Here is a 12148-nt window from a genome sequence, read left to right as displayed (position 1 = left end):
AGAAGCCCACAGCAGAGCCCCCCAGGCCCTCGCTGCAGGCGCCGAGACCACGGGACGTGGCGCAGCTTGGTAGCGCACTTGACTGGGGGTCAAGGGGTCGCAGGTTCAAATCCTGTCGTCCCGACTTGCATAACCGCAGGTCGTAGGCCGTTTCCACCGTGAGGTGGGAGCGGCCTTGACGGGTTTTTAGGGCCTTGTGAGTGCATTGTGAGGGCGAGATCTCGCCCGGGCTGATCACGTCAAGGGTGCGGTATCTCAACTTGCCTTCCGTAGCTGTGTTCTGGTGATGACCCTCTGGTTGCGGACCCTGACGGCGTGATCCCCGGGTGTGCGCGGGCCTGGGAGTGCGATGGGGTCGGGTGAGGTGAGGGCGCGGTCGATGGTGTCGACGGCGTCGCGGGCGGCCTGGGTGGTGAGGTGGCCGTAGATGTTGGCGGTGGTGGACAGGGTGGCGTGCCGCAGGGTCTTGGAGACGACGGTGAGGGGGACGCCGGCGGTGATGGAGATGGTGGCCGCGAGGTGGCGAAGGTCGTGGACGGTGGTGCGGGGAACGCCGAACTCGCGGCAGAGCTGGTGGAAGTGGTTGAGGACGTAGGCGGGGTGGAGGGGGCGTCCGTCGGGGTGGTGGAAGACGAAGCCGCCGTGGTCCGCGTGGGAGAGCGACGGGTCCTTGTCCTCGGCGCGGTGACGCAGCGCGATGGCGACGCGTGGGGAGAGGGCGACCCAGTCCTTGCTGGAGCGGGTTTTCGGTGAGGTGATGATCAGGCGGTTGTTGTCGATGGCGGAGAGCGTGTAGCGGATGTAGAGGGCGCGCTCGGGCAGGTGGACGTCGTTCCAGTGCAGGGCGAGGGCTTCGCCCTTGCGGATGCCGGTGCCGATGAGGACCTCGATGAGGTCGGCGAAGGCCGGGTCGTCAGCGCGGCAGGAGTGCGGGAAGCGGATCGCGTCCTGCACGGTCCAGATCTGCCGTTCAGCCGCCGCGGGCCTCGGGATGACCGTGGGGCGGGCCGGGTTGTAGGGGAGTCGGCGGTGGCGTACGGCGTCGCCGAGGGCGCTGGAGAGCGTGGCGAGGCAGCGGTGGATGGTGACCTTGCCGCGTTCGGCGGCGAGTTGGGCGTGGGTGAAGGAGGCGATATGGGAGTGGCCGAGGTCGTCGAGCCTGATCGTGCCGAGGGCGGGGATGAGGTCGTTGGTGACGTAGTCGCGGTAGCGGACGTAGGTGGTGGGCTTGAGGACGAGCTGTTTGTCCTTGAGCCAGGTCGAGAGGTAGTCGGCGAGGGTCTGGTTGGGGTCGGCGCTGAAGCTGGCGGCCTGGCCCTCGATCATCCGGCGCAGTCCTGCTCGGGCTGCTTCGGCGGTGGGGTAGCCGCCGCGGCGGATGTTGTTGCGCCGGTGGTCGGGTGAGGGGAGGTCGAGGGAGAAGGTCCAGGTGCCGTGATCGGGGTCGGTGGCGAGCTCGGGGCAGCGGGCTCCGAGCTGCTTGCCACCCTGGTCGCGGCAGCCGCACCGGCGGTAGACGTGCCCGGTGTGGGCTGCGGAGCGCATGGTGATCACTTCCAATGCGGGTCGTAAGAACAGCCATGCTCATGGTCTCCTGGCGGCCGTCAGCAGACGGTGAACCCCCGCCCTCACGCCGTACCCACATGCACATGAAAAGCGCCTCTGACCTGGGACGATCCCTTGTCGTGGCGACAAGTATGTGGGGCCGCTCCAGCTATATCCCGACAGCTCTCGGGCACCGCCGGAGACCTGCTCAGGTCGGTCGGAGGTTCGACTCCTGTGCCTGAGGCTGCGGATTCTCTAGGGTGGGGCAATGGGACAGAAGCAGGGAAAGCGCACCCAGGACCAGCGACGCGGTGCTGGCAAGTTCAGCTCCTCGGTGCCCGGATGGGAGAACCTTGGACCGCTGCTTCTGGGGAACAAGCCCTTCGTCCGCCGTGTGAGACATGAGAGTACTGAGGCCGAAGCTGTTCTGAAATTCCTCAGCGCCACCGGAGGCGCGCGGCAGCAGCGCTTCTACGTCGAAGCGCTGCGCATGCACGAGATGAGCCCGACGGCTGGCGTACTTCCGGTCCTGGACATTGACCAGGAGCACGGTGATAAGCCGCAGTGGTACGTCATGCCTCTCGCGGACACTCTCAAGGGTGTCCTCGACGAGTTGGAGTCGTTGCAGGAGGTCGTGGCACCCTTCGTGGTCCTGGCTGACACCCTGGCCGCCATGGAGAGCCGAGGCATCTACCACCGCGACATCAAGCCGGACAACCTGTTCTGGTACGACGGCGGCCCGGTGCTCGCCGACTTCGGCATCGCCTACTGGGGAGAACCCGGCCCGACCCAGCCTGTCGAGAAGGTCGGTCCGATGGGATTCCTCGCGCCAGAGATGTACACCGCTGGCGTAGACGCGGGCGAGGCTGGCGCCGGCGCTGATGTGTACGGGCTGGCGCAAACCCTCTATGTGGTTGCCCGCCGCGAGGGTCCGTATCCGCCGGGTGGCCCACTGCGCGCTGATGAGGAGATCTACTCCTTCCAGCAGTGGCAGGACACAAGCCGAATCAACGGTCTGCGGCACGTGCTCGAAGCGGCGACGCGCGTCAGGGCGGCCGACCGGCTGACTATGGCCGAATTCGCAAGGCAGCTACGCATCTGGCAAGAACTCGAGCAGACGTCACCGATCACGCCCACTGAATCGAAGTCTGTGCGGCTCTCCTTCCTGGAGGACATGCTTCGGGAGCATCAGAGGGACCAACGAGCGACTGAACAGATGATGGAGAACGCCCTCAACGAACTCGCCGACGAATACTTCGCCAAGGGAGAGGATGCCAAAACAGAGGAGTATCGGATCCTTGAGCAGACCCCGCTGCGAGGTGAACACGCTTGGCCAGAGAGGCCGTCAGGGGCTGTGGGAGTGGACAGCCTGCTGTTCGTCTCCATCGTCGATGACCCAGCGACGGCGATCCGGATTGTGCTGGCGGCAAGGGTTGAGAGCCGCTATGCCTCTTTCGCCGTCGAGCTTCAGGAGTTCGATTCGGATGGCTGGGAGCTCCTGTATCAGACCGATAGAACTCCGTGGCATCAGATGCGCCTGCCGTCGGTCCAGCAGGAGTTGGCCGATCTGATGGAGCAGGTGAAAGACCAGCTTGCACAGAACGGCTACTGAGGCGCGGAACGGGCGCGACGACCTGTCCACGACCTCATCGTGGCATCCGTCTCTGACAACGGCCCCTGTCCCGGCACCGGTTGTCAGAGTCAGCGTGTAGCGTCCGGCCGTGACGTACGGACTGACGCGCCTGCTGCGCACCGAGGACGACTGGTCGGACTTGCTGTGCCTCCTCGCCGAACTGGATCCTGAGCCGCTCCGGTCCGCCTTGCTCCTGGCACCGGGCACGATCACCGTCTGTCGGGAGGTCTCGGTCAAGGCAGGCAGAGGGGCCCCTGCAGGCCGGGCTGACTTCATCGTCCTACTGGACGACATCGAGCGCACGGTAATGGAGGTGAAGCTCGGTGCTGGTGCTCACGGCGATCAGTTCGCAGCGTACGACGCCTGGGCGGACGCGAAGGGCATACCGACATCAGCCCGCTATCTGGTGGGCCCGAATGCTGATCCCATCCCCAACGAGCCGAGCCATTGGTCCCGTCAGCTCACCGTCGCCGGTCTCCTCGCCAGTTGGAACCGCTCGCCGGATGACCTCGCCCGACTGCTGTCCCTCCGAGCGCTCCAGCAGTTCACGCAACTGGAGGCCGAGGCAACAGGTCCGGCGAACCAGGCCTCCATCGCACTGAGCGACGCATTGCGTCTGCGGCGATTGGCGAGCATGACGCAGGCTACCGCCCCACGCGGCACGATCTTCCAGCCGAAGCAGCGCTCTGAGGCCGGAGCCGCGAACATTTGCGCCTGGCGAAAGACGGCGGACGGCTACGTTGTCGCCGAGATCCAGCGCCTGAACCCGAGGAGCCCGAGAGGGGGCACGGGCACTCCCTTCGAAATCCGCATCATGGTTGGGATCCCAGGGGCAACGCCCGAGGCCGACGGAATACTCGCGGACCAACACCGAGGCTGGCTCGCCCGCCGGAGCTTCGTGCAGCACGCGGGCTCGACCGTCCGGGCGATGGTGGTGGCACCGGAAGACGACGGATTCAAGATGGAGAAGTCGAGAGGGAAGGGCCACCCCCGGTACTACGGATACAACGGCGGCGGGCAGGGAAGCTCCGTGGTGCTCTCGAGCACAGTCGACTTGAACGACATGGTGACCGCGTTCTCTGCCGCGCTGCAGTACCTCACCACCTACCCAGAGCAGTAAACCAGGCCAGACCGCGCTCCTTGGCGGCGAGCCCCGCCCGCCGTCGATCAAGACCACGTCAGCCTCCAGAAGGAAGACGGCTGTGCCCCCTTCGATCCCCGCCAACATCGCGGCTGCTGACATGCGCCGGTTGGGCAACGCCGAGCCCCTGGAGCCCTACTCAGGCCGTGCCCGCGAACCCTGGATGTGCCGTCACATCCCGTGCCAGCAGGTCATCTTTCCGAACCGCAACAACGTGATGAACGGCCAGGGGGCCTGCATCTGGTGCGCTCCCAACGCTCCGAAGAACCCAGAAGAGGCCAAGGCGGCCATGCTCGAGCACGGCTTCATCGTGCTGGTGGACTTCCTCGGGACCGGCAAACCGTGGCTCTCGCAGTGCGTCGCGGCCGGGCATATCGTGGCGCCCCGGTATGACAACGTCACCGGCCGCAACAGCGGCTGCCGGTTCTGCAAGCGCTATGGCCCTGGCGACCCGCACGAGGCGGTCGCTGACATGCGGGCCGCCGGCTTCCGCCCCCTGGAGCCGTTCAAGAACATCGCCTCGCCCTGGCTCTCGCTATGCGAGCGGTGCACGAAGACCTCCACGCCCCGGTTGAACAACGTCCGGACCAGGGGCGAGTGCTGCCAGCACTGCGCGCGCTACGGACTGGACCCGGGCGCCCCGGCCCGCCTGTACGTCCTCTCCCACGCCGGGTACGGCGCCGTGAAGATCGGGATCACTGGACTACGGACCCGCGAGGACCGTGTTGCCCGATTCCAGGGCCACGGCTGGGTGCTGTTCACCCAGATCGACTGCGCCACGGGCGCGGATGCCTATCGGGTTGAGCAGAGCGTGATCCGCCAACTCAGGGTTGAGGGGCACGGGGTGTTCCTCGGCGACGCGCAGATGCCGATCGGCGGCTACAAGGAGACGTTCGACGCGACGTCCGTGTCCGTTGAGCGACTGTTAGCGCTGGCGGAGGCAGAGCGGTAACGGCGCGGCGTTACAGTAGGCCGCGCCGGACCACGGAGCCCCGGCCGATGCGGGCCAGCGCTTCACCGCTACGAGATGTTCGGGCAGCAATCCGATGCGCAGGTCCGGCTGGACCTTCAGTTGCCACCCAGTTCTCGAGTGGCAGGACGCCGATCACCTCGCGGAACGCGCGGGTTCAGAGCCTAGATTTCGATCACTGCTCTCGGGTCTGCCCAGATTGAGCGAAGTTCGGCGATGTCGTTCACCGGAGAGTGCTTCGTGACCTCGACGATCCCGGCGACGCAAGCCTGCACGGTCTCCGGGTCGCGCTCCTCGATCGCCCTGTCGAGTCGAGCGAAGAAGCTTCGGTGGAGTTCGCGCCGCTCGCTGAAAACGCGGTCCAGGTAGTCCCGTAGGCCTTGGCTCGCGGCGTTGATTCTGGCGACCTCCTTGTCCCGATCGGCGGCAATTCGGGCGCGCTCCGTCAGGCTGGCGTCAATGCCTTTGGCGACGTCGATGATCGCCATGAGGTACTGGGCAGCATCCGCGGTGGTGGCCACACGGCCGACCGTCTCGACGACGGTACTCACACGGGCGTCAGGCATTCGTGGACTCCGGGTTGTAGTCGCGGTACTTGACCACGAGGAATTCGCCGCTCGGGTCGAGCGTCAGATCTGGATTCATCACAGGTGCTTCGGCGAGTTCGACGACGCCCTTCACCAGCTGAAGCGCCGTATGGGGCCGATGTGCATGGTCATCGCTGTCGAGATCGAACCCTCCGGGCGCGCGCTCAGTTTCTTCCAGGCGGTCGAGCGCGTGACCTGCCCGCCGGACCATTCCAGCCAGCACGGCGAGCAACTCGCCGATTCGGCTGTCCACGCCTTGAAGAAGCACCGAACTCCGGTGGTAAATGGCGACTGCCTTCGTGACGTCTGCGTCGAACTTCGCGACAGCCTTGTCCTCGTCGGACTTTTGCTTGATCAGCAACCCGACGGTCAACGCGACTGCCGGTACCGCCGTGATGATGTTGAGCCGACGAACGCCTGCTGCGACGCCCCCGCCTCCAGTAGCCTTCGTGCCGCCTCCGATGACCGCCAGGGTGGCATTTCTCTTTGCTGCGCCGCTCAGCGTGTTGATCGCAGTACCGGTCGACGCGGTGGCGACCTTCGCGACAGTTGCATAGGCGGCACCGCTCAGTCCGATTCCGGCGGCCGCCGACTCGATGCCCCTCATCCCGGTCGTGGTCCCGCTGGGGCCGCAGACCTCTGGCGCCGTATCGAGTTCACGATTCGCCGGCGCCTCTCCGCCCTCGATGACTTAGCGTCCACGCATCCGTAGCTGCCGCTCGTTGCGTTCAGCAAAGGCCCGCATTCGAGGCGTCACGGTATCGAGAGCGGACTGTTGCCGAACTCCCAGACCTCTCAACTGCGCGATGGTGGAGTCGGCGATGCCTCGGTGCTTCGCGTGCTCAGTATCGTGGTGAGCCAGAAGGTCGACGATCTTCTTCCTTGCCCGATCCGCGATGACCTTGTTTCCAATCACGCCGACGGCCGACGTGCCAGCGGCCACGGCCACGGGGATCACCGGGAACTGCATTGTGACCTCCGAGTGATGTGCGCAGCGTCGGGCTCCAAGTTATTCAGGTTTGCGCTGCTATCTGAGCTGTGGTCAAAGATACGAGATAATCGTCTAGTTGGTCTCACCTAGGATCTTGGCCGTCGTCAAGGGTTGCTGCACTCCTTACGTGAAGGAGCGTAGCGGGGTTGTCGCCGCGTGTCCGCGTTGAGGGTGGTGGTCGCGGGGTGGTCTCGCAGCCCGGGGCTGTGCTGGCGGCTGATATAGACCGTCACGCCTGTAGCCAGGCCCTTGCCTCCTCTGCCATCGCTGCGCGAGCCGCCTTGACCCTGCGACAAGTGCTCGGGAGGCGCAGGTGAGGTGATTCCGCGGGTGGGTGTGGCGCTTGCCGTGACCTTGACCCGGCTCGGAGGGCGTTGACACGGAGCGAAGTCGGATCGTTGCGCTTCGGGAACCCGCGACCAGCGATCACGCCCCGAGAGGGTTCACCGGCAAAGCCGCTGCTCAGCAGCTGTGCATCTCAGAGACACCTTCAGGCAGCCGGAGCAGGTCGACGCCGCCCGGCTCGGACAGCCCCTGTCAGCCGGACGACGGTGCCTTCCCGATGGTCAGCTGCCCGTTCATCAGATAGAGGCTTAACGGCAGTCCGCTGTCAAGCACGGCAAGAACGTCGACCTGGTGCTGGACCTGGATGTATCCCGCCCAGAGCTGCCCGACGAAGACGCTGAGCGTCGGCGAGTTGGGGCTCGGCCGCACCAGAGTGGCTTCGCCCGCCGTTGGTTCCTGCCACGGGTCGAGGGCGACCTCCACAAGGGGGGTGCGGTCGGCCATGAGTTCGCCGATCAGGTCCCGTGGCTGGCGGACGTACTCCAGCAGTTCGTCGATCTCCCGCGCCGTGGGCCCAAAGAGCGAGATCCAGCCTTCCATCTGCCAGGCGGTCACCCACTCCTTCATGTCTGCGGATGGGATCCGTTGCTCGGCCGCCACGGATCCCATGGCATGGGCGAGACGGCGCGAGGTTATGCCGGAGGTGAGTAGTTTCAGGGCTTGCGCCGTGTCGACGCCGTGCCGCAGGTACCAGCTGGTCTCGGGGTGGAGGCGAGTGCTGGAGCCGGCGTCGCCGAGCCGCGTGTTGACCAGGTGGACCAGCGCCCCGAGCGTCCAGGACAGGGCGTGCTCGAAGGTGCCGCTGATGTTGTCGACGGTCTGCTCCAGTGCCCACACTCGGTCCACGGCCGGCAGCCAGCGCTGCGCGAGGCGGGGGATGGGCATGCCGGAGATCCAGTCGGTGATCGCTTGGCTGACTGGCACCTGTAGGGGTTTGCCCCGGTGCTCCTGGTCGGTGAACTTCCAGTTTCCCTCGACCTCGGGCAGACGGAGCAGCATGTCGAGCACGTTGTGTTGGGTGAGGAAGTCGAGTGTGCGGCGAAGCGACCACTCCTCCACGGCCAGCGGCCACCCTTCGAAGTCGCCTTCCCACTGTGCCTCGTCGCGGTGTGCCGTCAGGGCGCGGACCTCGCCGGCGAGCCAGCGGGCGACCTCGTCGAGATTGCGGGCGCTGAACAGGCTGGTACCGGTGGTGGCCCAGCGCCTGCGGGTCGTCGGGCTGGTCACGGCGTGCACTGCAGCGACCTTCTCGGCCAGTGACAGCCACCTCGCGCGCTCCTGCGGGTCCTCCACCAGCTGGAGCGCGGGCAGGTTCTCGACGGCTTTGAGCGGGGTGCTGTTCGAGGCGGGCATCGAGCCGAGAGCGTCCACGGTGAACCACACATAGGCGACGAAGTCCGCGACCAGCGTGCCCGCGAGCATGAGCACCTCGTCGGCATCGTCCCGGACCCTGTTCTCGGCCTCAGCAAGTTGCTCCAGGACCTCGGCGTCCAGCAGGGCCGAGGTGACGCGCAGCTGGTCGTCGCCCGGGGCGAGCCGATCGAAGTCGGCATTGGCGGGTGTGACCGGCCGGGTAAGCAGGATCCATCCCTCGCTCTCACGCCCGGCGCGCCCGGCCCGGCCGACCGCGTTGAGCAACTCCGCATCGCTCATCTGCCGTTGCCGTTCGTAGCTGAGAAAGTCCCCGCTGATCGAGTGATGGACAATGACCGTGCGCACAGGCAGGTTGACGCCGTCGGTCAACGTGCTAGTGCTGGCGATCGCCAGGAGCTGCCCGGCCCGCAACGCGTCCTCGACTGCCTCCAGGACATCGTCCGGCAGCGCACCGTGATGGTAGGCAACGCCCTTGCGGGCGCACGACACCAGCGGGTGTTCCGACCCCAGCGTTTCGGATAGGTACGTGACCAGGGACTCGGCCTCGGCCCGCTCCTCCAGGTGCTCGGTTATCGCGCGCGCGGTGTTGCGGGCCTCCTTCTTCGTGGCAACGACCACGAGGACGCTGCCCTTGGTCGTCAGGTAGGCAGCGCCCGCCGCGAACAGCCGGTAGCTCGCGGTACCGCCTGCGAGCAGGGTCTCACGGCTCCAGTCCCCGGGATACGTCTCGGCGTACGACCGCCGCCCGAGCTCCCGGGTGAGCAACACCGTCGGCTTGGATGCTGTAGTGGGGCGCAGTGCCATCCGCAAGGCCATCGGCACCACAGCCTTGACGCGCCCTCGCGCCTTCTTGGTGGGCTTGCGCGCAGTCCGCTCAACCCGATCTCGCATGTAGTGCGGGGACAGCAGCCCGTGCAGACGCCGCGGCCCACGCCAGGTGTCGCTGAAGTACACCTCCTCGGGCGGACGGGACGGGTCCAACCAGGATGCCAACGACGCCCGGTTCCCCACCGCCGCGGACAGCAGCACCAGCCGCGGTGCACCCGGGTGAACCTGGCAGAACGCCAGCAGCCCCTCCAACACGAAGCCCCGCTGAGCCCGCGCCATGTGATGGGCCTCGTCCACCACGATCAGCCCGACGCCGTCGAGCGCCTCCACCGGATCGTGGCGCAGCATGTGCATCAGCCGCTCCGGGGTGAGGATCTCCACGTCGTCGTTGAGATTGCCCAGCCCCCGTTCGCCGATGGGGAAGTCCGGCAGCTCGGCGGCCAGCCGCCGACCCAGCAGCCGCAACCGCCCACGCAGCGCCTGCCGCATCTCCCGCCCGAGACTGCGCATCGGTGACACGTACAGCACCCGTCCAGAGGCCTGCGCCAGATGCGCGCAAATCACCAGTTGCGCCATGAGCGTCTTGCCCGCGCTCGTGGGCACGCTGATCAGGCTGCGCGGGGTCGCGGGGTCGACCGGGTTCCCCCGTTCGAGTTCGAGCAGCTTGCGCTGCGGCGGCCACAGCGTGAGCACCGGCGGGCTGGAGAGCGCGAATGTGCGTGCCACGGCTGGTGGGGTCCCCGGTGGCAGCAGGTTGTAGAGGCTGCTGGCGGACAGGTCTTCACTCAACTCCAGCAGATGCGAGGCCACCCAACGCGCCAGCAAATCGCCCGAACCCACCTGCTGACCCACGACGCGACCGAGGAGTTGCACGGCGATGTCCAGGTCCTCTGGGCCGCCGAAGGCGAGGTGCTGGTGGAGGTGGTGGACCGCGTTGACGACGGCCTCGGCCGGCCCGTACATGGTGCCAGCCAGGGTGTCCGGCCGATCGAAGTGGCGGCCGAGAAGCGTGCGGAGCTGAGCTAGCTGGCGGCGCCAGGCTCGCAGCGCCGTGGTGAGTGCCGGACGGTCCATGCCAAGGAAGGCCACGCCCGCTTCGAGAGCGAGGGTTTCGACGTGGTCGGGGAGCTCCACATCGGTTCTTACGAGCCGTTCGACGGCGCGGTAGACGGCGGTGGCGTTGGGGTCCTGCTCACATCGCCGGTAGCCGGCCTGCGCGGCGAAGGCCATCTTCAGACGCTCGGTGTCATCGTGCGCGCCACCGAGGGCGAGGTCCAGGACGTGCGCACTGACGGCGAACGCGTGACGGACTTGGGCTGGGTTGTAGTCCGCCGCGCCGGGGCTGACCGCGGCCAGGCCGTGGAGGAGCCACGCAGTGTTCAGGACGTCCTCCGGAACACCGGAGTCGGCCCGCAACGCGTCTATTTCCAGCTGCGTCAGGAGGTTGAGAAGCTCTGCCGGGGTGGGGAGGATCGCACCGCTGTGATCACCAAGGGCATGGGTGAGGACCTGCAGGTCTAGAGTGCGCTCCACACATAGCTCCTCACGTCCTTGGCGAACTCACCGAGTTCATCAATGCCGATGATCAGCCCTGCCAACGCGCCGTCATGCGTGTGTGAAGGGAAGTGCGTGTGAGACAGGTGGAACGCCTGCTGCGGAACTGCGGTCTCGTCGAGCGCCACGCTCACCCCCGCGTTGCTGGAAGGAGCCGCCTGCACCCACTGTCGCACGAGGGTGCTGACGAACGCGTGCGAGTCCTTGGAAAGGTGCTTGTCGGCGAACGACATCATCGCCAGGTACTCGGCTCCGCTCGTGCCGAGCTGACGCCACGCGTTCCGGATCGTTGCCCCCACATCGCTCGATTTCGCAGGGTCGGCCGTGAACTTCTTCATCTCCCACAGCCTGAAGGAGAATTCGCCCTCCGTACCTGTCAGACGGTGGACGACTATCCCATCACCACCGCTGTCCGTAACCGTGCCACTCGGCGAGTTGATGATCTCGATCGTCCGGTCGGCCTCTGGAGGTAGTTCGCGCGTTGTCAGGTACCACAGCCACTCGCCGACGTACCCGATGAGAGCGTTGGTCGCCTCCTCGCCCGCTGCCTTGAACACCGGTATGGCGAAGGCGAGCACCTCCGCGCGGTCATCGCCGGCCAGCTTCGTCCCCGAGAGCACAGCATTGCGCCACAGGCCGTAGGCCGCCGGCTGATTCCCAGTGCGATCCTTCATGACCGAATCGGCCACGATCCAGGCTGCCGCAGCCCGTGCCGCCTCGCTCAGGTCGTTGAAGACCACCAGCTCCCACGGACAAACCTGCTCGATACCCTTGCGCGAGCGGTCGAACAACGCAGTCAGCCGCCCACCAACAGCATCAGCCCGCCGCTGTGCGTCGTGGGCCGGTATAGAGGCCACTCCAACTCCTCACGCGTCTAGGAAGCACATCCGTTGTGCGATCAGGACTCGGCGGCGGTCCCACCGTGGAAGCGGGCGGTCTTCTCATCGACGACGCGGAGCTGACCGGTTCGCTGCTCAACCGTTTCTCTCGAGGCTCCGTCGGCGTAGAGCTCAGTGGGGTTGGGGGCCGGTCGTGGGGATGCAGGAAGCAGACATGGCGGCCGCCTTCCCAGATCCGGCGCTTGGTGAGCGGGAACGGCGCGGCGAGGTCGCGCTCGTTGCCGCCGCCGTCCCAGTTGTCGGGGAGCGCAAGTGCGGCATCGGGAAGGACGAACCGGACA

9 protein-coding genes and 1 tRNA gene are annotated in these 12148 nt (G+C 66.5%); 4 read left to right on the top strand and 6 right to left on the bottom strand.

The annotated features are described in order from the left end of the window. The first annotated feature begins 50 nt into the window (after positions 1-50). Positions 51-124: transfer RNA gene (locus tag ABT048_RS23785), tRNA-Pro, on the top strand. 131 nt (positions 125-255) lie between these two features. Here ABT048_RS23785 and ABT048_RS23780 read toward each other — a convergent pair. Further along, positions 256-1545, bottom strand: a complete 1290-nt coding sequence (locus ABT048_RS23780; RefSeq protein ID WP_350523479.1) for a tyrosine-type recombinase/integrase — start codon at positions 1543-1545, stop codon at positions 256-258. Positions 1546-1813: 268 nt separating this feature from the next. Between ABT048_RS23780 and ABT048_RS23775 the strand changes: the two genes are divergently transcribed. The 3 genes from ABT048_RS23775 to ABT048_RS23765 all read left to right on the top strand — a co-directional run bounded on the left by ABT048_RS23775 (position 1814) and on the right by ABT048_RS23765 (position 5271). Then, on the top strand, positions 1814-3157 hold the full coding sequence (locus ABT048_RS23775) for a protein kinase domain-containing protein (protein WP_350523478.1): 1344 nt from the start codon (positions 1814-1816) through the stop codon (positions 3155-3157). 109 nt (positions 3158-3266) lie between these two features. Further along, entirely contained in the window at positions 3267-4298 is a 1032-nt protein-coding gene (locus ABT048_RS23770) for a hypothetical protein (RefSeq protein WP_350523477.1), read from the top strand. 82 nt (positions 4299-4380) lie between these two features. Beyond that, positions 4381-5271 carry a hypothetical protein gene (locus ABT048_RS23765; RefSeq protein WP_350523476.1) on the top strand — a complete coding sequence of 297 codons (891 nt, stop codon included), beginning with the start codon at positions 4381-4383 and terminating at the stop codon, positions 5269-5271. Between the two features lie 182 nt (positions 5272-5453). Here ABT048_RS23765 and ABT048_RS23760 read toward each other — a convergent pair whose 3' ends face one another. From ABT048_RS23760 to ABT048_RS23740, 5 genes are all read right to left on the bottom strand, one after another. Then, complete coding sequence (locus ABT048_RS23760) at positions 5454-5810, bottom strand: hypothetical protein (protein WP_350523475.1); 357 nt, start codon at positions 5808-5810, stop codon at positions 5454-5456. A 37-nt stretch (positions 5811-5847) separates the two neighbouring features. Then, positions 5848-6483 (bottom strand): hypothetical protein, encoded by a 636-nt coding sequence (locus tag ABT048_RS23755; RefSeq protein ID WP_350523474.1) that lies wholly within the window; start codon positions 6481-6483, stop codon positions 5848-5850. A gap of 84 nt (positions 6484-6567) precedes the next feature. Continuing rightward, positions 6568-6846, bottom strand: coding sequence for a hypothetical protein (locus tag ABT048_RS23750; RefSeq protein ID WP_350523473.1), 279 nt, complete (start codon positions 6844-6846; stop codon positions 6568-6570). Positions 6847-7404: 558 nt separating this feature from the next. Further along, positions 7405-10947 carry a DEAD/DEAH box helicase gene (locus ABT048_RS23745; RefSeq protein ID WP_350523472.1) on the bottom strand — a complete coding sequence of 1181 codons (3543 nt, stop codon included), beginning with the start codon at positions 10945-10947 and terminating at the stop codon, positions 7405-7407. Continuing rightward, the gene (locus ABT048_RS23740) at positions 10932-11825 is read right to left on the bottom strand and encodes a hypothetical protein (RefSeq protein WP_350523471.1); all 894 of its coding nucleotides are present in this window, start codon (positions 11823-11825) and stop codon (positions 10932-10934) included. Before ABT048_RS23740 ends, ABT048_RS23745 begins: the two co-directional genes overlap by 16 nt. Between the last annotated feature and the right edge of the window lie 323 nt (positions 11826-12148).

Origin of the sequence: Kitasatospora sp. NPDC096140 (assembly GCF_040303045.1) — a bacterium.
GTDB lineage: Bacteria > Actinomycetota > Actinomycetes > Streptomycetales > Streptomycetaceae > Kitasatospora.
Note: the sequence above shows the minus strand (reverse complement) of the source record. Positions and strands in the feature narration are given on the sequence as shown.